Source organism: Yersinia kristensenii (genome assembly GCF_900460525.1).
In the GTDB taxonomy this organism is placed as follows: Bacteria; Pseudomonadota; Gammaproteobacteria; order Enterobacterales; family Enterobacteriaceae; genus Yersinia; species Yersinia kristensenii.
Genome location: NZ_UHIY01000001.1, coordinates 1,025,711 through 1,047,937 on the forward strand (window position 1 = coordinate 1,025,711; position 22,227 = coordinate 1,047,937).

The following is a 22,227-nucleotide window of genomic DNA, read 5'->3' on the forward strand; positions in this document are numbered from 1 at the left end:
ATTTTATTTCCTTAAATTGGTTGTATTATTATTGATGCTCCTCTAACTCACATGTTAATGTTTGTTCGCCTTGTGAGCGCACTATATTAACATGATTATATTAACACCCTCGTTATTGTTATTTTATATAACTCACAAGAGCGACCCAAGGAAATAATGCCCATTCATTTCTTGAATGGGGTTTAATACAAAGGACTCTCAGGTATCTATGATGAAAAAAACTCTATTATCTATTATTACTGTAGCAGTATTGGCCAGCAGTACTATTGTTTGTGCACAACCATTCAATAAAGATATACCGGTTACAGCAGAAATTAATGGTTCAATCAGCATGACAAAAGGTAATGGTGATGCATTGAATGATATTGCCTTGGACTATGATCACGCCAGCAATGATGGCACTTATGAATATATGGAGAATGTTACGATAGTGAGTAACACTGGGGCTAAAGTCAACATCAAGCTCAGAAACCCACTGGTTCTAGAAGGTGATGCTGATGGTGAGGTAAAAACATTTAATGATGTAGTTGTGCAATTAGGGCGATCCCAACTCAATGGGGCGGGGACAAGTTTCGTTTTAGGTGCTCATAATGAGCTAAACCAGGCGTTAACTATAAGAGCTAAAAAACCCGCAGAAGCCCTATCTGGTGAAACATATACAGGCACGCTTCAGCTTACTATCGAAGATGATATTTAATCACACATCAGTTAAATAAATATATGCAGTCAGGCGGTTAACCGTCTGACTGCATTATCCTTTGACTTAAATATATATCATCATGGTTTAATGAAAACCATCAACGCATAAAAATATATTCGTCTGAGGAGATCTGTTTCTATAAAAAACAATCAATAATGGAATGGAATCCAATGAAAAAAAACATGAGTATTAATCAGATAGCTTTATTTGTTTTACTACTCCCAACATTTAATTCAACACATGCAAAAAACATAACCCTGGAGTATTTAGTTCCAACAGGGTTTTCAGCTATTGAAAGTCATGACACCATGAGGTTACTAGGTATATTTAATGGGAAGATATTGCCCACCAAAATATTTTTCTCGGAACAGAAACAAACTTTAAGCTTCAACCATCAGCAATATCGCGATAATAATATTGATGAGCAGTCAATCATATTATTAGAACAAGTCTTGCTCCAAATACCCTATTTACAATGCCAAAATGGCTGTGACTATAATGTATCCGGATATAACGTCATTCTGGATAAGATAAATCAGGTTGTCACCATTACCAATAATAACAGCCGCTACCTGATGCCAACCACTACGTGGGGGTTGGTTCACAACCAATCTTTTGACCTGCGCATGACGGCGAAAAACTACCGTGCTATGTCTGCCCGCGGGAACGGCTACCTCGGGCTTCCTTTGCAATCTTATGGTTTTGTACAATGGTTCTATAACACTACCCGTTCGAAGAGAAATTATCAGTTCTCGGATCAATCACAATACCAGCAGATGACTCAAAGAGGTATTGACAGTTGGTATCTGCAAAAGAACTTTCAAACCCTTTATTTACGAACAGGTAAGCAAAATAACCTGGATAATAGCGCAGGCAGTATCCATACCCTGATTAATCCAGCGTTAGAACAATTTGTGACCTTGGGTAGCCAAAGTTATTTAGCTCTTGATAAACCCTCGGCCGGCAACTTGATACTGTACGCAATCTCTGATGGCGATTATGAAATCTACCGAGATAACCAGCTTATCCGCCGTATTCCCGCACAAATTGGCCGCAATGAAATTGATTATAGCCAACTCCCAGGAGGCTATTACAATATTGATATTCGCTTAGTGGATAACACTGGGCGCGTCGTCAGCCAAGAAAGTCAAGCCATCAGCAATTTAGGTACTCAAACCAATGATGGTTGGTTTCTGACTATGGGCAAGGTTGCGCCACGTAATAAGCACCATTCCCATCATTTGGCGCAATTTGGCCGTAGTATGAAAATTAAAAATGTTCAAACTAATATCTCTTTACTTAAAGATAATAACCACCACTGGGCAGCAGAAGCGAACATATCGCGCCCATTAGGATTTTCTGGCTTTAATATCACACCCACCTTTAGCATGATGTCTGGTGAAAAACACGGTGGGGGGTATCTGCGTTTAGAAGGGGGGAATTCCGCAATAGGATATTTCACTGCGGCCCGCTATCAAACACCAGATGTGTCGATATATGCACCAAACTCTGGCAGTACCTCAGCATCCTATAGCCGCCGTTTTGGGCCAACTCAGCTTAGTTATCAATTCAACCAATATAAAAGTCATCATCGGCATCGTATTCAGAGCAGTTGGGATTGGCGGCGACCACAATTTGGCCTGAACTTGTCCCTTGGTGTGCAAAAAGGTGGGCAATGGCATAGCCGAAACAACTATGGGTTATTTCTTAATACCACATTATCTTTCCGCCAGAGTCGCGCCAACATCAACAGTGCTTATACTCAGCAAAAATTGAACACCAGCGCCAGTTATCAAAAAGAGTTTACCGATAGCTATGGCAGCAGTTCTTTGGGTATCAATGGCAGCACCAATGGCAAAAACAATGGTATCGGCACATTTGCCCAACGCAGTGGAAGCCGTGGGGATATTTCTGCCCGAGCAGGTATCGATAACAAGATAACCAACGGGGGGATCAGCTACAGAGGCATGTTAGCCATCGGCCCACAAGGAGCCGCACTAGGCCGCAGCAGTTACAGCGGCTCGGCATTACTGATAGAAACGCCGGAACTATCAGGTACACCTTATAACTTCCATGCAGAAGGCGTCCCAATAAGTGGCGGAGGAACCTACGCGATACCAATTCCCCGCTATCAAGACCGTTTCTTTGTTCGCACTCATAACAATAGCAGTGACCTAGACATGAACATTCAGTTGCCGGTCAATATTATCCGCGCACATCCAGGACAAGTGTTTGTCAGTAAAGCCAATATTACCCTCGACATACTTTACAGTGGTTTTCTTAAAGACCAAAAAAATCAACCTATTACAGGAGTAATTGAGGAAACTGGCGATACTGTTCACCCCAATGGTCTATTTGCTATTAATTCTGACGTCATACTAAAAAATATCACGGTTCAAAATGGCGCTGTCCGTTATCACTGCAATATGCGTCAGCAACATGAGCATATTTATCACTGTCACCCCGACCAATATCAACAGGAATGACCATGAAATATAATAAGTTACTATCGGCTATTATCTTGCTGCTAGCCCCTATTACTGCAACTTATGGGCAGTTAATGGCCCTTCCCACTCGCACGACAGTCGAAGCTTTGGAGCAACATCGCACGGTACAAGTTTATAATAGTGGCGATAAAGCACTTTATTTGGATATCTCGTTGCAACGGGTGGATAACCCGGGGGTGACTCCAGAGAAAAAGACGCTAATTAGTGATATTTCTCAACCTGAAATGATTTTCAACCCGAACCGGATTACGTTAGGGCCGAAACAAAAGCGCGACATAAAATTGTTGCCATTAAAATCGCCCACTCAAGAAACACTTTATCGCTTATATATCGATCCGGTCGTCGCGACTAAAGTCTCTGGGGGAAACGAAGATAAAAGCAAAGTCCACACCCCAATGACCATCAGTATTGGCTATGGCGTACTTATCCATCATATCCCTCCCGCAGCCTCACAGACTCGTCATTGGCAGCATGAATGTATGCCTGACCGCAGCTTAATACTCAGTTCCACAGGAAACATTCACAGTAAATTCACGCAGCTAAAATCGCCTGATAATTCCACATTGGCGGGCAACCTGAATCTGTACCCAGGCGCGCCAATCACCTTGTCAGTCAACCACCTGAGTGGAGAGGCAAATAATGAAACCTTTGCTATTCGCTGTAGCTAATTTATTGCCACTGAATGTCTTTGCCACCATCGATATTCAGCCGCATGTATTGGAAATGCAGCAATCCAAAGCCGTGGTCAATGTGATTAATCGAGGTGTAAACACAGAGTACATTAGGGTGCAACTGTCTCAGTTAAATAACCCAGGAGAGTCCCCCAAGCGCGAGTCATTAACTCCTGTCGGGGAGCAACCTCATCCGATGCTGTTTGCCACGCCGTCCAAACTGACACTTGGCCCAAAGCAAAGCGCGAGAATAATCATTAAAGCATTGCAATCACCCGATAAAGAACACGTTTATAGATTATCTGTCGCGCCTGAGAACACTCTGAAAGTCACCGGTGGTGAGGGTGCCATTGTCGGCGTACAGCTAAGTTATATGGGGTTAGTCAGACATTTGCCGGCCTCACTTCGGCCGCAGTGGATGCATCACTGTATTGACGGAAGATTAGCATTAGAAAATACCGGAAATACCCGCTTACAGTGGCATCAGTTGAAAAACTCATTGGGAGGAATAGATGATTTTAATCTCTATCCCGAGCAATTCCGACAACTGCCAATCAGCGATATACAAGGGATGATTGAGGATAAATTCTTCAGCTTGCAGTGCCCTGCTGAATAAAGATTAAGGAGCGTTATGAACATGATAAAAATAGCAGCCATTTTACTGTTGTTTCCTTGGCAAGTTGCTTCGGAAAGTATTCCACTACTTCTAGGGGATATTGACGTCAAGTTAGACGTTATCGCACAGCCCATAATTGAAGTCGAAAAACCGCAGGGCGGCTGGTATGACAATATTAAACTCCATCCTGGCTTGGAAAATCATAAAATTTATCAATCTGAAGTTCCTATAACAGTAAAGCTACGACGGCAAGAGGGGTTCCGAATTTCAATTAAAAATCCGTTGATACTAATACGTCAGACGAATAATTCTGGTGTGCCGGAAGTAGCATTCTCACCTGCTGAAATACGCTGGGGGCGTGACCGCACGGCTTTGCGGCCACTATCGGCTATCCCCGAAATATTCATCATAGATAAGGGAACAGCTCATTCGGTGGGCACTGACTATATATTGCAAATTTCAGCATTGGCTCCTGACGAGCCAGATATCGCCGGGAAATATCACGGGCAACTGACATTAATATTCGAAACAAATAGCTAAAACTCATCGTTGACTGTCATGGAGAGACACGAAATGAATACTAAGAATAAAAAATTATTAATGGGGTTATTGCTGTTAATATTGCCCCCCACTGCTATGGCTAATCCTTATTTTTATGACTATGTCCAAAACTATTCTAACTGCTCAGCAAAACTATTAGATGATGGCAGTGTGAAAGTTTCATTTCAAGCAAATTTGATTGATGGTTTATATGGTCTGACTGCGGGTGGACATCGAATAAAGTGGAAAGAGTTAATCAAAATCCCTCATGAAAACCTTAAAAACACATCATTGCACTCACGCAAGGCTCTGCTTTCCCTCTATTTTTATAATGCTGATGGCTCGCCAAATTTAAATGTTAAGCTACAAGACTTTCATGATATTTCTCTTAATGGAATTTACTATGACCGGTCGAGTAATAATATTAAAGAAATTAATTTTAATAGTCATTCGAGTGTATTTAACAACTCTCACTATTATGTGTCATTTACGATTAATGCACATGCCCTAAAAAACATCAGAATAGGTGCAACTGTGGGTGGCGTGCTCATTTCTAATAAACAAAAATACTCTTTGCTTTCTTCCAACGGCGTTTCTTTTAATCCATCAGGAAATCAATGCGAAGCTTTTGATCCTCAAGCAAATATTGCACCACAACCCCTAAAAGTTGATCCTAGATTTCGTTTAGCTACTGCAACATGGCAATTGAAAAATATCGATTTAGATAATTTACTTGATAAAACTGCCGGTGGCGGTGGCTTACATGCCCCGCTGATAAATCCAGCAGCCAATCGTTTTTGTATTAGCTATCGAGCAATAGGAATACAAAATACCCGTTATATGATCAGTGCCAGTAATATAAATGGGCTAGCGCAGAATAACCGACATTTTCAATTAAAAGAAGATAAAGGGAATAACATTATTAACTATCGAGTGATACTTAAAAATGATGAATATGCCAAAACAGATTTTTCATTGCCAGCTGATAAAAAATTCATACAGTTGAAAGCTGATAATAACACGGGTGAAGAGAAAATGTGTTGGTCACCCAAAATACGGCTTTATCGTACTGATACTACTGATAAAGGGAGTTATAGCGATACACTGAACTTTACTATCACGCCTTTAGCATAAACATATAGATAAGGCCCAGAACTGGGCCTTAAAAAATATTAATACAAAAACATTGAGACTTAACCGCCCAGATAAGCAGAACGTACCGCTTCATTCGCCAACAAAGCAGCGCCGGTATCTTCCAGAACAATGCGACCATTCTCTAGCACATACCCTCGGTCAGCCAATTTCAGCGCTTGATTGGCATTCTGTTCAACCAAGAAGATTGTCATTCCCTCTTCCCGTAGCTGTTGAATAGTATCGAATATTTGTAAAATAATAATCGGAGCCAGCCCAAGAGACGGCTCATCCAACAGCAACAATTTAGGCTGGCTCATCAATGCGCGCCCAATCGCCAACATTTGCTGTTCACCACCAGACATGGTGCCAGACCGCTGCACCCGACGTTCAAACAACCGTGGAAATAAGTCGTAAACTCGCTCAATACGCTGCTGATATTGCTGACGATCAGCAAAAAAACCACCCATAGCGAGGTTCTCTTCAACCGTCATCCGGGAAAACACCCGTCGCCCCTCCGGCACGATGGCAATCGCCTCACGCATAATACGCGCGGTCTGCCAGTTCGTAATATCCTGCTCACCGAAAATGATGCTACCTTCGGTTGCACGAGGTTCGCCACACAATGTGCCCAGGAGTGTGGTTTTACCCGCGCCATTAGCACCAATCAAGGTGACAATTTCGCCTTGTTGGATGTGCAGACTAACCTGATGCAATGCCTGAATTTTGCCGTAATGGGCGGAAACTTTATTAAATGACAACATGTTATGTTTATGCCTCGCCCGTTTTCATTTACCTAAAAATACGTTTACTTAAAAATAAGTTATTCGCCCAGATAGGCCCGGATCACATCCGGATTATTACGGATTTCTGCCGGTAAGCCCTGTGCCAACGGAGTTCCCTGATTCACCACATAAATACGATCAGAAATCCCCATCACCAATTTCATGTCATGCTCAATGAGCAATACCGAAACTTGATGTTGGTCGCGCAGCTCCATAATTAACTGATTCAGTTCATCAGTTTCTTTCGGGTTCAGGCCTGCTGCCGGTTCATCTAGCATCAATAGCTCAGGGCGGGTCACCATACAACGGGCAATTTCCAAACGCCGTTGTTGACCGTAGGCCAGATTCCCTGCCTGCCGGTTAGCCAGTTCCAATAATCCGACCCGCTCTAGCCAAGTTGCGGCACGCTCCAATGCATCGGCCTCTGCGCGCCGAAAACCCGGCGTTTTCAGCAGGCCGGCAAATACACCGCTTTTAAGATGCTGATGCTGTGCCACCAGCAAGTTCTCGACCACCGTCATTTCACGGAACAAACGCACGTGTTGGAAAGTGCGAATCACCCCCATTCGTGCAATAACCTGCCCAGGGAGCCCTTCAATATGGCGATCACGTAATTTAATTGTGCCGCCAGTCGGGCGATAAAAGCCAGTCAGGCAGTTAAAGATCGTAGTTTTACCGGCACCATTCGGGCCAATCAGTGAGACAATTTCTCCTTGATTGAGATTCAGGCCGACATTGTTCACCGCCAATAACCCGCCAAAGCGCATCGACAGCCCTTCGACCGCTAACAAAGGTTGCGTATTCATGCTTGTTCCCCCTGTTTAGCTTTGATATCGGCGACTTTCAGCTTCAATTGCGGCCGTTTCATCGGTAATAGGCCCTGCGGACGCCAGATCATCATCAACACCATCAATGCACCCAACAACAACATACTGTACGCATTGAGATCTCGCATTAACTCACGCGAAACCACCAGCAATACGGCCGCCAGAATAACCGCGAACTGTGACCCCATCCCGCCTAATACCACAATCGCCAATACAAAAGCCGACTCCACAAAAGTGAAGGACTCAGGGCTGACAAAACCTTGTCGCGCAGCAAACAGCGTGCCCGCAAAACCGGCAAAAGCAGCACTGATGGTAAACGCGGTCAGCTTGATTTTTGTCGGGCTTAAACCCAATGAGCGGCAAGCAATTTCATCTTCGCGCAGTGCTTCCCAAGCCCGGCCTAGCGGCATGCGGAGTAACCGATTAATCACAAACAGAGTCAGAACCACCAATAACAACGCCACCAGATACAGGAAAATGATGCGGTCACTTGGGTCATAAGTCAGGCCAAAGAAATTGTGGAAAGTATCCCAGCCTCCGTCTTTCGCGGTGCGGCTGAACTCTAAACCAAACAGTGTCGGTTTAGGAATTTGGCTAATCCCATTTGGTCCACCGGTGATTTCAGTATTATTGAGCAGCAAAATACGCACAATCTCACCGAAGCCCAATGTCACAATCGCCAAATAATCCCCACGTAGACGTAAAACAGGGAATCCGAGCAGGAAGCCGGACAGTGCCGCGACAATTCCCGCCAGAGGCAAACTCTCCCAGAAACCCAACCCGTAATAGTGATTCAGCAGAGCATAGGTATAAGCACCAATAGCATAAAAACCCCCGTAGCCCAGAACCAGCAAGCCTGATAGCCCGACCACAACGTTCAAACCCAGCCCCAGCATGACGTAAATCAGTGTCAGGGTGGCGATATCTACCGAGCCTCGGGAGACCAAAAATGGCCAGGCTATTGCGGCAATAATAATCGCAGCCGCCAATAACTTCTGGCGCGGGGTGGTGCCGTCAAAACTGGGTAATACCCATGCTGGGCCAGAGACCTTTTTAATCCCTTGCTGGATGAGCGGCCGCACTAATTGGAAGAAAAACACTACGATACAAGCTGCGCCAATCCACAACCAACGCACCTCTGAAGCCCCTTGCACGATGAGCTTGGTGCCGTCTAACTGCAACTGTAATCCCATCACAAACGAGGCAAGGACGAGCAAAACAAAACTGGAAATAATGGCGTTAAGGAAGTTGAGTTGTTTCATACTTTTTCAACCTCCGGACGGCCTAAGATCCCAGTAGGCATTACTAATAACACAACAATCAGCAGCGCAAATGAAACTGCATCTTTATATTCTGTGCTGAGATACGCAGAAGTTAATGCTTCAGCCACCCCCAGAATCAAACCACCGATCATCGCGCCCGGAATACTGCCGATCCCGCCTAACACTGCGGCGGTAAATGCTTTCATACCAGCCATAAAGCCGATGTATGGGTTAATGACACCATAAAACTGCCCCAACAAGACCCCGGCGACAGCGGCCATCAGCGCACCGATAACAAAAGTCAGTGAGATAACCCGATCAGTATTAATGCCCAGCAGACTGGCCATTTTTAAATCTTCAGCACAGGCACGGCAAGCGCGGCCCATGCGGGAATAACGGATAAATAGCGTCAGCGCTAACATGGCCAGGAAAGTAACTATCCAAATGGTCAACTGCATGGTGCTAATGGTCGCGGCAAAGCCATTGGTTTCTGCCAACGTCCACTGGCCAGTCACCAAACTCGGTAGAGCCAGATCCCGCGAGCCTTGATTGAGGCTGACGTAGTTTTGCAGGAAGATAGACATCCCGATAGCCGAGATCAATGCAATCAAGCGCTTAGAGCTACGAACCGGTTTATACGCCACCCGTTCAATACTCCAACCATAAGCACTGGCAATGACAATTGAGACGAGAAAAGCAGAGCCTATCAATAACCAACTGGCATCAATCCCCACCATCATCAATGCGGCAATCACGATAAAGGAGACGTAGCTGCTGATCATATACACTTCACCGTGGGCAAAGTTGATCATACCGATAATGCCATACACCATGGTGTAACCAATGGCGATCAGCGCATAAGTGCTGCCCAACGTAACCCCGTTGAACATCTGTTGCAGGAAATAAAGAAACTGCTCTGACATACCCTAACCCTTTGATTCACTTGCCTGGCTGCCCTAGCCAACTGCACCAAATCTACTGTGCGCAGTGAGGAAAAATCCCCCCGAGACTTGGGGGGATACAGTTGGTAAAAGGGGCCGGATTGCTGCAACAGCAACCCTACAACTTGATGATTCTAATATTATTGTTATTTGACTGCGGTTGATGAACCATCCGCATGCCATTCAAAAATACCGAATTCAAACCCTTTCAAATCACCTTTTTCATCCCAGCTCAGCGGCCCCATCACTGTTTCCACCGGCTTACCGGTTTTCAGATCTTTGACCAAATCAGCAGGTTCTTGGCTACCACTTCGCTCCATCGCGGTAGTCAACGATTGCAGCGCTGCATAAGTTGTCCAAACAAATGGGCCGGTTGGGTCGAGTTTCTTCGCTTTCAGCGCATCAACAATAGGTTGGTTAGCAGGAACCTGATCATAGCGTTTTGGTAAAGTGACCAACATGCCTTCAGAAGCATCACCCGCGATGTTAGACAGTGAGGAGTTACCCACACCCTCTGGGCCCATAAAGCGTGCTGTCAGGCCCGCTTGCTTAGCCTGACGCAGAATTTGCCCCATCTCCGGGTAGTACCCGCCGAAATAAACAAAATCGACATTCTCTTTCTTCAACCGAGCAACCAAGGTAGAGAAATCTTTATCACCGGCGGTCACACCCTCAAACAGCACAGGTTCTGTACCTTGCTTTTTCAGGCTATCACGCACGGAGCGCGCCAAACCTTCACCATATTGCTGCTTATCATGTACCACCGCGATACGTTTAGGTTTGATGGTTTCAAGGATATATTTAGCTGCTGTTGGGCCTTGGTCAGAATCCAGGCCGGTAGTCCGCATGATCATTTTGTAACCACGGGTAGTCAGATCAGCATTGGTTGCGGCAGGGGTGATCATAATCACACCCTCATCTTCATAAATATCTGAAGCAGGCTGAGTTGAAGAGGAGCACAGGTGGCCAATAACGTAACGAATACCATCGTTAATCACTTTGTTGGCGACAGCTACGGCTTGTTTCGGGTCGCAAGCATCATCATATTCCACACCGACCAGCTTATCGCCATTAATTCCGCCTTTGGCATTGATATCAGCAATCGCCTGACGTGCACCGGTAAATTCCATGTCACCGTATTGGGCAACCGGGCCGGACATCGCGCCAACAATGGCAACTTTGATGTCTTTCGCCAGCACAGAATGGCTCATCGCCATTGCTATACACCCAGCCAGCAACATTTTACCTTTTGTTAATTTCATCCGCGAATTCCCCATCTGTCATTGTGAACGTGCTTGTTGTGTTGGTCTTAACGTTTTATAGCGCCGTAACGTTTTATTCATAAGTAATAATGATTTAGTCTCAAAAGTGATGCTTTTTTCTAATAAGACTTTATTTTTCATGCCATTAAACAGGAGTTTTATGCTGCAAATCAACTAAGACAAGCAGAAACAAGCGGTGTAAACAGCATAAAATTAGGATTAAATTGAATGGGTTTTGCACAAATGCTAGTGAGTTGTGCTGGTTATGTGATCATTTACTCTGTTAAAACTCGGAAAATGCAGTAGCGAAAAAACATTTTCCCCCATGAACGTACAGAAAAACTTACACAACTCTCTGACCTATGATCTAGTACAATAAACCACAGCCTTATAACCCTCACATTTCTGTGGTTTATTGACGATGAAACTGACTATTGAACGTTTAACAAACCTTACTCATCAGGACCTTATCGATTTAGCTAAAATTTGGCCTGAGCAGCAACAAACCTATTGGTTGCAATGGATTAATGACGGCAAGCCGCTCTTCGCTGCGCGATTTAATGAGCGTCTATTAGGTGCAGTGAAAGTGATTGTCGATGGCCAACAGGCCGAGCTTGAGGATTTGTGTGTCAGGGAAGTGACGCGTCGGCGCGGCGTGGGGCTTTATCTCATTGAAGAAACATTGCGTCAGCTAGCGGAAGTGAAACACTGGCAATTGAAGGACGATCAGGTGGCAAGCACAAACCGTAAAGCTGTGGATGGCTTTATGCATGCCTGCGGTTTTAGCCGTGGCACGCAGAACTGGCAGCGGTAGCGGATTAAACAGCCCGCTCATAATTATTTACCATATATGATGGGCGGGTAAAAATTGCAGCAGCCACGCTATCCGGCGAGGATCCACTACTCACAGCTTCATTTTGCCCAGCGAAACTTGCCATATTTTCAGCTAATAACTCCGTTGCAGTGCCGTGATGGAGGGTAATGCAATCAAAACCTCCGCTAAGATCCAATAAACTTTCAGCAAAATTGAAGTCAGCAGGAACATAATAATCATTACCCTCCCCCATTTTTGCCCTACCAATAAATTCCACCTGCAACCCTGGCATGTGATTTTTAAACCAATCAGAGATTGCGTCGTTGAGAGGTTCGATGCTAGACGCATTGGTAATATAGAACATCGAATTATCTTTTTGGCTGGTCCCCATGACACCATTCATATAATTCACATGACGTTTTAAGATATAATGATCTTCCGTATCAACCGCCCCCAATTGTATTTCTCCCACAGAGAAAACACCCGGTGTTTTTATAGGTTGTAGACCAGAGTCTCGTAATTGTTTCTCAATAAGATTGCTAATAGGAAGACGTTGTTGGTGTAGCTGCTGCAACTCAAGCATCGTTTGTTGTAAATCAATTTTATTTTGCTCAGTCAATTTACTATTTGGATCGTCCAGCACCTTTTGTACTAAATTTTTCGCCTCCTGATAATCATGAACCATAACACGCCCATCAGACAATGGACGCATATACATATCAATATGAAACTCCTGTTGACTCACTATAACCAAATCTTCACGAGCTACACCCAGTTCATCAGCAATAATATCTTTAGAGATTTCATTCATTGCGAGAAAACGAATAGCCTGCTGTTCAACTTGCTTATCGCTTAGGAATGAACGAATAAAACCTGCATTCTTAAGCATGATCATCATGCGATTTTTAGCAGCGATATCCGGCTGCCAATGTTGTAATTTTTGTTTGATTAACTTATGACTATATCGTGGTGACCATTGCATCATCGCACTCAGCTCAGAGTAATCTCTTTTATACATACGCAACAATTTCTCATCGTAATTATCAGGTATGTTATCGCCTTTATATGCTACACGATGACGATGATTTGCGGCAGCTATCTGTTCTATCGATAAATTCATCTCATTACCAATATCTGGAATATCAGTTAATGCATCTCGCATATTTGCCAATTCAAGTTTAGCGCGTACAGTCTTGGCTAATAATAAACGGGAAGGATAATCAAGGTGCTCTGGTAATAATCCTGAAGCTTCCAGTAACATTAAATCAATTTGAGGGTCGAATCCCCGCCGAAAGATACTCGATTCTTCACTTGCCAGGCTCAAAGTGAATTCACCGTTATTTTGCATTGCTTCAACTTCGGCCGCCACTCGCTCTGAATCAAGGTAGTTATGCCTTAACGTAGTCTGTATTACCGCATCACGGCCAACCAATGCATAAATTTTACCATTGGCCCGCCGGCCCGTAAGCATATTCCCCCCGTCAATGACAGATAAAGTTTTAACCATATCCAAGTTGTACTTTTTGACTAACTTTTTCGCTGCTGTCCAGCGCTCAAAAGATTGCCCTTGCGAAGGACAATCTTCTAACTCTAAACTATGGTGCCCTTCCTCCTCAGCCCCTGGGATACTCATATCCAAGCTGCTGACAAACTCCTCATACGCAGTGCTCTCCCCATCCCCCATAGGGCTACTCGGCTGAAATACCTGTTTGCCGTCAGCCGATAACCACATATTGTCTTCAGTCCAAAAAGTCATATCTGACTCTTTTCGGATATTAAAGTTATAGCGTTGCCCTAATACATCCAGTTCTTTAGATAAACCATAGCCAGATGTTTCCCCGGAGTGATAAAGATGGGTAATAGGGTTTGTCACATCATCCAGCGACAAAGAGAAAACCAAGTTACTGGCTTTGGACATAGGCAGCGGGATCGCTGAGGACAAAAGATCAACGGATGAGGATTGGCTGCCAACTAAGTTTCGGGTCAGATCATCAATAACATATTTTTTATTATCTAAAAGAAGGTATTCAACTTTATTTTCACCAACATCACTAAAATGATGTTTAACTGTCACAAGGTTATGTCGTGAACTTTCTTTCCCATTCACTCTGGTCCAAAATATTAAATCATTCCCTGACCTTTGTAGTCTGAGTTTTTTAGTTTGTATATTAATGAATTGGATATGGCCATAATGACCACCATTATCGTCAATAATACCGTGGCCATCAGCTACTCCATAATGGCGATACTCCATATTATCAATACCAGAAACTATTGAATCATCCCCTCTAAGCCGTTCAACAGATGTATCTTCACCACCAATAGGCATGGCATTATTTTTATTAGTGCTACGTGCAGCATTTGACATATTATTCTCCTGAAAAAAACTCCAATATTAAATTTTCATTTACATCATTTAAGTTATAAATATAGACTGTTAATAATTAAAAATACCATTATGCAATGGCACAATAAAATTATTAGTGATTAACTAACTTATAATGTTTTATGTGATTTAATATGGCACATTAAATCAATGGATAATTAACAATATAAAAACAGTATCAGCCTACTTGTTTTATTATTTATCGTATTTAGTACTTTGCCGAATTTGGTTTTTTTAGAAAATTATTATTACGGAGTTAACGCCATAGATAATCCGACTGACTGTCGGAATCGAGTGTGTGGAAGACTTTTAAGCCATGATTTAGCTCATATCGTTAAAAATCAGAGACTGCTAAAACGCACAAAGTAAAAGGGCGATATTAATAATTAATATCGCCCTTCATGTTACGTCATATACCCTTTTGATTACATACCGCAGTATATTGTTAACTGCGATGTCAATTATGTAAGGTATATATCAGGCTTCAATAGCCATTCGTAATTTTTTCATCGCGTTCTTTTCAAGCTGACGAACACGTTCAGCAGATACACCGTACTGATCAGCCAGTTCCTGCAATGTAGACTTGTTGTCATCATCCAGCCAACGAGCACGAATAATATGCTGGCTCCGCTCGTCCAAACCTTCCAATGCATAAGATAATTTGTCTGCCGCGTGATTGTCCCAATTATCCTCCTCGATGCCATCTGCAAAGTCTGAGGTTTTATCCTGCAAATACAGGACGGGCGCCATAGATTGGCCGTCACGTGCTTCATCATCTGGAGATGGGTCGAAAGTCATATCCTGTGCGGACATGCGTGATTCCATCTCACGAACATCTTTACTGGTCACACCCAGTTCTTTGGCAACCAGCTCGACTTCATCTTGGTTAAACCAACCCAAACGCTGCTTAGTTTTACGCAGATTAAAGAATAACTTACGCTGAGCTTTAGTGGTCGCAACTTTAACAATCCGCCAATTACGCAGAACATATTCATGAATTTCTGCTTTGATCCAGTGTACTGCGAAAGACACCAGACGCACCCCAACTTCAGGGTTAAAACGGCGAACCGCTTTCATCAAGCCAATATTACCTTCCTGAATAAGGTCAGCCTGTGGCAAACCATACCCAGAATAGTTACGGGCAACATGAGCAACAAAGCGCAGGTGAGACAGGATTAGCTGTTTAGCCGCCCCCAGATCGCCCTGGTAATGCAGCCGTTCAGCCAGTTCCCGCTCTTCCTCTGCAGTTAGCATTGGATAGGCATTGGCAGCCCGAATATAGGCTTCCAAACTACCTTGGGGTACTAAGGCTAAAGTTTGCATTTCTTTGGTCATTCGAAACCCTCTCATTGCATGGTTATACCTGTTATCTTTCAAACCGCAGGTTTGTTGGCTACTTGCGCTCACCCGAATCACTTACTGATGTGAATTCATCGTGATTATGAGCCTCATTAGAGACTCACCCTGCGGGCCAACGCAGGCGCTGTTCAACATGGTTTACAACCAAGTTGTCTCTTACTTTCCGCCTTCCTGCAACTTGAAATCTATGGGGTATATTAAATAGTGCAAATTTCTCTCAGCGCCTATATTTTAGCACCTGCCTAAGCAGATTCAAGCGCTGGGCACCTTATCATTTCACTGTGTTCTTCGACCTGTTATCACCATAAAAGTTCAAACTGGATCACAGTTTCAGCTGTTGAGTTTAGCAGATAACTCGCTGTGCGTATCAGGGAGAGCCTATGGTATTAACGGGTAAACCGCGCCCTTTCCCTGCCTTCACGAGGTACCGCAGGGAAAGAGTATAACAAACATTTTTTACTGCGGTGTAAATCGGCGTAAATGTTGAACCGTCGCCAACCAGGCGGCGATCCAGCCAATCATGGCCGAGATCAACACCAACAGCAGGCATTCATCCCAGCTTAACCCATGTAGCGCAAAGCTGGTGCCGAACACCGTGGCTACCTGTGTCACAACCGAACCGAGCTTCCATACCAGCGCTTCGGAGAGAATTAGTGATAACACCGCACCGCCGAAACCTAGCATCGCGCCACCGTTCAAGAACGGCCGCAGAATAAACCCATCGGTTGCCCCAATCAGTTTCATAACATTGATAGTATCGCGGCGGCTAAAGATACTCAGACGCACACTGTTACCAATGACCAGGAATACAGCTACCACCATCAACACGCCAATCATGGCCGCAACTTGCCCGACCAAGCCGGTTAATGCCGCCAAACGAGCAAACCAGCTATCATCCATACGAACTTCAGCTACCCCTTCGACCTTACTCACCCGCTCGCGCAGGGTATCGAGCGTCCCGGAACTTTGAAAATCTATCTTAGGCGTGATAATGGCAACTGCGGGCAGCGGGTTTTCTTCCAGCATATCCAGCGCACCGCCAAAACCAGACCAGTTGCGGAACTCACCCATCGCTTCTTCCCGCGATAGATAGTTAACTTTCTCAACACCGGCTTCCGCTTTCAGTGTGGTCACGACATTTTCAGCCGCGTTATCATCTAACGCTTTATCCAGATAGACCGTCAATTGCGGCGTTGGATACCATTGATCCGCCGCCTGACTGACGTTCTTCCACACGATATAACACACACTTGGCAGGGTCAGTGAGATGGCAATCACCATCACTGTTAACAACGTTGCCAACGGTTGGCGCATCATATCGGCAACAGCATTAACCCACGAATAACGCCACTGTTCGCGCCAACCGCCTTTCAGCGCCTTGGTTTTTGCTTTCTGCGCACTATTATTCGCCATGATGCGCTCCTGACATCCGCCCCTGACTTAATGTCAGAATCGGGTAGCGCCGCCGAGCAATCAACGACGTGTCGTGGGTTGCCATTAACACGGTAACGCCCACACGGTTAAACTCTTCAAACAAACGCAAAATGCCTTCAGATAATGCATCATCCAGGTTACCGGTCGGCTCATCTGCCAGTAATACCGCGGGCTTGTTCACTACCGCCCTCGCTATACCAACACGCTGTTGTTCACCACCGGAGAGCTGAATAGGGAAGTTTTTCGCCTTATCCAATAACCCCACTTTATCCAGTGCCGCAGACACTCTGCGGCGAATATCTTCGGTGCTGGCACCTGCAATAATCAATGGCATGGCAACATTGTCATAGACCGTTCTGTCCAACAGCAGGTGGTGATCTTGAAAGATCATCCCGATCTGACGACGCAAGAATGGCACTTCGCGATTTTTCAGGCGGCTGATGTCATGACCACCAAACCAGATATGGCCAGCACTGGGGCGCTCGATACCACAAATCAGTTTCAGCAGAGTACTTTTCCCTGCACCGGAATGACCTGTCAAGAACGCCATTTCCGCTGGACGCAGATGAAAATCTACCCCTTGCAGTGCCTGTCGTCCTCCCAGATAAGCTTTACTGACCTGTTCAAAGCGAATCATCCGTATTAATCCTCTCGGGCAAAAAGAGCCTCAATAAAATCGTCAGCCTTAAATGGCCGTAAATCCTCTATACCTTCCCCAACGCCGATATAACGGATTGGGATACCGAACTGATCTGCGATGGCAAATATTACCCCACCCTTGGCGGTACCATCGAGCTTAGTCAGGGTAATTCCGGTCAGACCCACTGCTTCATTAAACAGTTTCGCCTGACTCACCGCATTTTGTCCGGTACTGGCATCCAACGTCAGCATAACCTCATGGGGGGCATCGCCGTCCAGCTTTTTCATCACGCGGACAATCTTCTTCAGCTCTTCCATCAAGTGACTTTTATTTTGCAGACGCCCGGCAGTATCAGCTAACAGCACATCAATACCCCGCGCTTTAGCCGCCTGAATAGCATCGAAAATGACTGATGCTGAATCTGCGCCGGTATGTTGTGCAACGACGGCAATCTTATTGCGATCACCCCAAACTTGCAGCTGTTCTACTGCCGCTGCGCGGAAAGTATCACCCGCCGCCAACATGACAGATTTCCCCTCGGCCTGGAATTGGCGCGCCAACTTACCAATGGTAGTAGTTTTACCCACCCCATTGACGCCAACCATTAAAATAACAAATGGATTTTTACCACTGACATCTAATGGTTTGTCTACTTTAGACAGAATTTCAGACATTTCCTCTTTGAGCTTGCCATACAATGCTTCGGCATCTTTTAGCTGTTTACGACTGGCATGCTCTGTTAGAGAAGTAATAATTTTACGCGTAGTTTCGACACCTACGTCGGCGATCAAGAGCTGTTCTTCTAGCTCTTCAAATAGATCGTCGTCGATTTTCTTGCCACGGAATAGCCCCATAAAACCAGAGCCAAGATTCTGCTTGGTTTTGATTAAGCTACGTTTTAAGCGAGCAAAGAAACCCTCTTTCGTTGGCCGCTCTTGTTCTTGAGCCGTTGCTGCTACAATTTCTTCTTCATTTTCAATAAGTTCTTCAGCTACGATCTCATCTTCAAGGCTAACAAGCTCCTCAATGACCTCGACCGGAGGTTCATCAACAATACCCTGTGGCTCTGGAATATCGACAGCAACATTGCTTTCCGTCAGCGGCAATTCTGGCGCACTGACGGTACCTTCATCCCATGAGTCAACGTGGGCTTTATCACTGTCACTCTGTGAGAAGTGATGCTGTAAATACTGAGGGTCTGCAGCGAAATCTATATTTTCTTCAACTGCTTGTGCAGTTGGCTCTACAGCTACCTCTGGCAAAGTTTCAGCCGCAGCTTCACCAATTGCTGCGCTATCCCATTCACCTGGGGTTACCTGCTCAGGCAGTGCTGCCGCGTCAGAGGCATTTTCTGAAACTATTTCAGCTTGTTTTTCGCCGATAGCTTGCTCTTCAATAGCCAGCTCAGCGGTATTTTCTTTCTCAGTAGCCAATGGCTCTGCTGTGTGTTCTTCATTCTGACGGCCTAAGCCCAGCCAGGAAAAAAATCCACGTTTTTTTTCTTTTGCCATTTTTGGACTCTAATTACTTTGGGTTTACATAAATAAGATCATAGTTCGCAAGTCTATCACTTTCCCCTGAACAGCAACACGCGCACGATGCTGCTTTCTATCGTGAATTCAATCAACAAAGGTTTAACGTTTCCCCCACACTGCACTCATGGGTAGAATAGCGACTAACTTTTTTATTCAGTGCTGCAATACTGGCCAACTTTCAAGCAAAGCGATCTATGGCAAAGCGACCGATAGTCAAAGCAAAACAAGCTCCACAGCAGTCCGCAGGACAAATCCGCATTATTGGCGGTAAATGGCGAGGGCGCAAACTACCTGTGCCGGTTAGCCCAGGGCTGCGCCCTACCACTGATCGGGTCAGGGAGACATTGTTCAACTGGCTTGCGCCCATGATTCAAGGTGCCCGATGTCTGGATTGCTTTGCGGGTAGCGGCGCCTTAGGGCTGGAGGCGCTATCCCGTTATGCAGGTGTTGCTATACTGCTGGAAGCTGACAGGTATGTCGCTAAACAACTGGCCAACAATCTGACGTTATTGAGTGCCGACAACGGGCAAGTGGTCAATACCAATTCTTTGCAATGGTTAGCCCAACCGGGCCAGCCTTTCGATTTAGTCTTCCTTGACCCTCCTTTCCGTAAAGGTTTACTGGCTGAAACCATCAATTTATTGGAGCAATTCAACTGGCTAACGGCTGATGCCTGGATTTATGTTGAAGCAGAGGCAGAAAGTGCCGCCACTGATGTCCCAGCCAATTGGCAGTTACATCGAGAGAAAATTGCCGGGCAGGTTGCTTATCGCCTCTATATTCGTAGCGAAGAAACCCTCAAAAGCACGGTATCCGCTGAAAAACAGGAGTAACACCATGTGGATTAATATCGGCCGGTTATTGATGTTAGGAGTATGGTTTTTCTTATTGTTGAATCTGTTCCAGCCATTTCCTAAACCGTTGAAATACTTTATTGATGTCGCAATGATCTTCATGGTCTTGATGCATGGTTTGCAACTGATATTACTTAAATCTACACAGCCGAAAGATCAGCCAATCAGTGGATGGCAACAATTCAAAATTTTTGTGTTTGGGGTTTTCGAATTGTTGGCTTGGCAAAAGAAACAGCCACCATTGCCTAAAAAATAATAGCCACTGTCGCTACATATATCTTTGTTATAGCGACAGGTTATTTATTGGCCGACTGAATTTGGAGTAAAATCAATATAGCGCGTACCCTGTAAGCGTAGGGTGCCTTTTGCGCCTTGATCTATACGATTATATTCCGGCTGTAGCAGGATAATTTTGATATCACTGCCCTTGGTTACCTCTACGGTACTCAGTAATGGCCGGAAATAAACTTCATAGCGTTTATCTTCGTCAACAATCTCTTCACGTTGACGTGAACGGCGATTTGGTGCTAATACTTCATTTTTATCAATAACTTCGACTTGTAAACTGCGCACAGGTAAGCGGTCATTTTCTGCATCTTGCCGCTTCTTCTGCCAATATTGGCGGGTGGCCAGCACAACAATCAACACCACCACAGCAATAAATAACAACGGAAGTTTATTCATAATAATCTTGCCCGCTAAAGCTCACTCGGCGAGAGAAATTTAAGGTTTATTACCTGGTAGATAAGGGAAGCTCATCACGTTACTGCCCAATTCAGAGATCCGGGCACTGCCCTTTTCAGTTACCGCATCAATACGAATCACTGAATGAAGGGGGATATAGCTGCGGTTAACACCGGAAAATTCTGTCTTCAACTTTTCTGTTGAGGGGTCGACCAACAAGGTCGATTGGCTATCAAAGACAAAATCTGCAATTTCAATAAACCCAAACAAGGTACTTGGGCCGATTTCTCGGACATAGAGCTGATAATTCTTACCATTATTTATAAACTGAATGCGATAAAGCAATTGTTCATTGGCCATGTGCTATTGCCTCTATCCCTTGATTTAGCGAACGGAAATCGGCGTTAACATAACATGTGGACCAGACAAGGCCAAGACTTCAGCAGTTTGCCCCCACAGCTAAATCTGATTATGCGCACTGCTACGCATTAAGTGGCACAAATCATGCAAATCACTGTAGTGCTGCTATCACTCTTGGCTTCCATCCCTTACACTTAATTGATGTATGCTCAGAGTCATTGGCGTTGCGGATTATCATTACAACACAGGTACTTTCACTGAAACCTGTATAGAAAAAAGGATAAATAATGAGCTGGCCATTCCTTGCTGTATTCTTTTCTGGTTGGTTGTTTGTCGATGCAACTTACCGAGGCCCACGCTGGCAACGTTGGGTATTCAAACCCGTCACTCTGTTACTGTTGCTGTTACTCGCATGGCAAGCGCCTATTCTGGGCCCTGCGGGCTATCTGATTGTTTTGGGCTTGCTGGCAACGCTAGTTGCGGATGCCCTATTGCTGCTACCCAGTGAGCGCTTACTTTATGCTCTGGGTGCATTTTTCCTCTCCCATTTACTCTATACCATCAGTTTTGCCAGCCAAATGACATTCACCCTGTTCTGGCCGCTTCCTTTGGTTCTCATTATCGTGGGCGCATTGTTGTTAGCCACGATTTGGACTCGGCTGGATGAAATGCGCTGGCCTGTGGTTGCTTTCGTCGGAATGACATTACTCATGGTGTGGATGGCTGGTGAACAATATTTCGCTCGTAGCACCGACATGAGTTTCTCATTGCTGACAGGGACAGTGTTATTACTGCTATCCCACGCCGTCTGGCTGCTAAACCGCTATCGTTTTTCTTTCCGAGCCTCGGACGCCATTGTCGCGGGATGCTATTTTGTTGGGCACTTCCTGATTGTCAGGTCGCTGTATCTGTAATTAAC

General features: G+C 44.9%; 22 protein-coding genes. 10 read left to right on the forward strand and 12 right to left on the reverse strand.

Going from position 1 to position 22,227, the window contains the following annotated elements; genetic code table 11:
* Nucleotides 1–208: 208 nt before the first annotated feature.
* The 6 genes from DX162_RS04765 to DX162_RS04790 all read left to right on the forward strand — a co-directional run bounded on the left by DX162_RS04765 (nucleotide 209) and on the right by DX162_RS04790 (nucleotide 6,168).
* Complete coding sequence (locus DX162_RS04765; RefSeq protein ID WP_004391358.1) at nucleotides 209–697, forward strand: CS1 type fimbrial major subunit; 489 nt, start codon at nucleotides 209–211, stop codon at nucleotides 695–697.
* 158 nt (nucleotides 698–855) lie between these two features.
* Nucleotides 856–3,186: a TcfC E-set like domain-containing protein gene (locus tag DX162_RS04770; RefSeq protein ID WP_004391357.1), complete on the forward strand. Its 2,331-nt coding sequence runs from the start codon at nucleotides 856–858 to the stop codon at nucleotides 3,184–3,186.
* Nucleotides 3,187–3,188: 2 nt separating this feature from the next.
* Nucleotides 3,189–3,875 carry a hypothetical protein gene (locus DX162_RS04775; protein WP_004391356.1) on the forward strand — a complete coding sequence of 229 codons (687 nt, stop codon included), beginning with the start codon at nucleotides 3,189–3,191 and terminating at the stop codon, nucleotides 3,873–3,875.
* Nucleotides 3,847–4,494 carry a hypothetical protein gene (locus DX162_RS04780; RefSeq protein WP_032820180.1) on the forward strand — a complete coding sequence of 216 codons (648 nt, stop codon included), beginning with the start codon at nucleotides 3,847–3,849 and terminating at the stop codon, nucleotides 4,492–4,494. The genes DX162_RS04775 and DX162_RS04780 overlap by 29 nt, the downstream gene beginning before the upstream one ends.
* A gap of 15 nt (nucleotides 4,495–4,509) precedes the next feature.
* A complete protein-coding gene (locus DX162_RS04785) occupies nucleotides 4,510–5,034 on the forward strand; it encodes a hypothetical protein (RefSeq protein ID WP_004391353.1) in 525 nt (174 codons plus the stop codon).
* 33 nt (nucleotides 5,035–5,067) lie between these two features.
* Nucleotides 5,068–6,168 carry a hypothetical protein gene (locus DX162_RS04790; RefSeq protein ID WP_004391352.1) on the forward strand — a complete coding sequence of 367 codons (1,101 nt, stop codon included), beginning with the start codon at nucleotides 5,068–5,070 and terminating at the stop codon, nucleotides 6,166–6,168.
* Nucleotides 6,169–6,227: 59 nt separating this feature from the next.
* Here the strand turns inward: DX162_RS04790 and livF are convergent, their stop codons facing one another.
* The 5 genes from livF to DX162_RS04815 form a co-directional block, all read right to left on the reverse strand.
* Nucleotides 6,228–6,929 carry a high-affinity branched-chain amino acid ABC transporter ATP-binding protein LivF gene (gene livF / locus DX162_RS04795; RefSeq protein WP_004391351.1) on the reverse strand — a complete coding sequence of 234 codons (702 nt, stop codon included), beginning with the start codon at nucleotides 6,927–6,929 and terminating at the stop codon, nucleotides 6,228–6,230.
* A 59-nt stretch (nucleotides 6,930–6,988) separates the two neighbouring features.
* A complete protein-coding gene (gene livG, locus DX162_RS04800) occupies nucleotides 6,989–7,756 on the reverse strand; it encodes a high-affinity branched-chain amino acid ABC transporter ATP-binding protein LivG (RefSeq protein ID WP_032820178.1) in 768 nt (255 codons plus the stop codon).
* Nucleotides 7,753–9,039, reverse strand: coding sequence for a high-affinity branched-chain amino acid ABC transporter permease LivM (locus DX162_RS04805; protein ID WP_032820177.1), 1,287 nt, complete (start codon nucleotides 9,037–9,039; stop codon nucleotides 7,753–7,755). Before DX162_RS04805 ends, livG begins: the two co-directional genes overlap by 4 nt.
* Nucleotides 9,036–9,962 (reverse strand): high-affinity branched-chain amino acid ABC transporter permease LivH, encoded by a 927-nt coding sequence (livH, locus tag DX162_RS04810; protein WP_004391347.1) that lies wholly within the window; start codon nucleotides 9,960–9,962, stop codon nucleotides 9,036–9,038. The genes DX162_RS04805 and livH overlap by 4 nt, the downstream gene beginning before the upstream one ends.
* 164 nt (nucleotides 9,963–10,126) lie before the next feature.
* A complete protein-coding gene (locus DX162_RS04815) occupies nucleotides 10,127–11,242 on the reverse strand; it encodes a branched-chain amino acid ABC transporter substrate-binding protein (protein WP_004391346.1) in 1,116 nt (371 codons plus the stop codon).
* 421 nt (nucleotides 11,243–11,663) lie between these two features.
* Here DX162_RS04815 and panM point away from each other — a divergent pair, with 421 nt between their 5' ends.
* Complete coding sequence (gene panM, locus DX162_RS04820; protein ID WP_004391344.1) at nucleotides 11,664–12,056, forward strand: aspartate 1-decarboxylase autocleavage activator PanM; 393 nt, start codon at nucleotides 11,664–11,666, stop codon at nucleotides 12,054–12,056.
* A gap of 4 nt (nucleotides 12,057–12,060) precedes the next feature.
* On the opposite strand, the gene DX162_RS22540 is transcribed toward panM, so the two are convergent.
* The 5 genes from DX162_RS22540 to ftsY form a co-directional block, all read right to left on the reverse strand.
* Nucleotides 12,061–14,424 (reverse strand): hypothetical protein, encoded by a 2,364-nt coding sequence (locus DX162_RS22540; protein WP_004391343.1) that lies wholly within the window; start codon nucleotides 14,422–14,424, stop codon nucleotides 12,061–12,063.
* A 495-nt stretch (nucleotides 14,425–14,919) separates the two neighbouring features.
* A complete protein-coding gene (gene rpoH, locus DX162_RS04835; protein WP_004391342.1) occupies nucleotides 14,920–15,777 on the reverse strand; it encodes an RNA polymerase sigma factor RpoH in 858 nt (285 codons plus the stop codon).
* A gap of 480 nt (nucleotides 15,778–16,257) precedes the next feature.
* Nucleotides 16,258–17,214 carry a permease-like cell division protein FtsX gene (gene ftsX, locus DX162_RS04840; RefSeq protein WP_032820174.1) on the reverse strand — a complete coding sequence of 319 codons (957 nt, stop codon included), beginning with the start codon at nucleotides 17,212–17,214 and terminating at the stop codon, nucleotides 16,258–16,260.
* Nucleotides 17,204–17,872 (reverse strand): cell division ATP-binding protein FtsE, encoded by a 669-nt coding sequence (ftsE, locus tag DX162_RS04845; RefSeq protein WP_004391337.1) that lies wholly within the window; start codon nucleotides 17,870–17,872, stop codon nucleotides 17,204–17,206. The genes ftsX and ftsE overlap by 11 nt, the downstream gene beginning before the upstream one ends.
* A 5-nt stretch (nucleotides 17,873–17,877) precedes the next feature.
* Complete coding sequence (gene ftsY / locus DX162_RS04850) at nucleotides 17,878–19,386, reverse strand: signal recognition particle-docking protein FtsY (protein ID WP_004391335.1); 1,509 nt, start codon at nucleotides 19,384–19,386, stop codon at nucleotides 17,878–17,880.
* A 218-nt stretch (nucleotides 19,387–19,604) separates the two neighbouring features.
* Between ftsY and rsmD the strand changes: the two genes are divergently transcribed.
* Together rsmD and DX162_RS04860 are read left to right on the forward strand one after the other, a co-directional pair.
* A complete protein-coding gene (gene rsmD, locus DX162_RS04855; protein ID WP_004391334.1) occupies nucleotides 19,605–20,243 on the forward strand; it encodes a 16S rRNA (guanine(966)-N(2))-methyltransferase in 639 nt (212 codons plus the stop codon).
* Between the two features lie 4 nt (nucleotides 20,244–20,247).
* Nucleotides 20,248–20,520 carry a DUF1145 family protein gene (locus DX162_RS04860; RefSeq protein ID WP_004391333.1) on the forward strand — a complete coding sequence of 91 codons (273 nt, stop codon included), beginning with the start codon at nucleotides 20,248–20,250 and terminating at the stop codon, nucleotides 20,518–20,520.
* A 44-nt stretch (nucleotides 20,521–20,564) separates the two neighbouring features.
* On the opposite strand, the gene DX162_RS04865 is transcribed toward DX162_RS04860, so the two are convergent.
* Together DX162_RS04865 and DX162_RS04870 are read right to left on the reverse strand one after the other, a co-directional pair.
* Nucleotides 20,565–20,948, reverse strand: a complete 384-nt coding sequence (locus DX162_RS04865; RefSeq protein ID WP_004391330.1) for a DUF2500 family protein — start codon at nucleotides 20,946–20,948, stop codon at nucleotides 20,565–20,567.
* A 39-nt stretch (nucleotides 20,949–20,987) separates the two neighbouring features.
* The gene (locus DX162_RS04870) at nucleotides 20,988–21,308 is read right to left on the reverse strand and encodes a DUF1820 family protein (protein WP_004391329.1); all 321 of its coding nucleotides are present in this window, start codon (nucleotides 21,306–21,308) and stop codon (nucleotides 20,988–20,990) included.
* A gap of 287 nt (nucleotides 21,309–21,595) precedes the next feature.
* Between DX162_RS04870 and DX162_RS04875 the strand changes: the two genes are divergently transcribed.
* Nucleotides 21,596–22,222, forward strand: coding sequence for a lysoplasmalogenase (locus DX162_RS04875; RefSeq protein WP_004391328.1), 627 nt, complete (start codon nucleotides 21,596–21,598; stop codon nucleotides 22,220–22,222).
* Nucleotides 22,223–22,227: the final 5 nt, after the last annotated feature.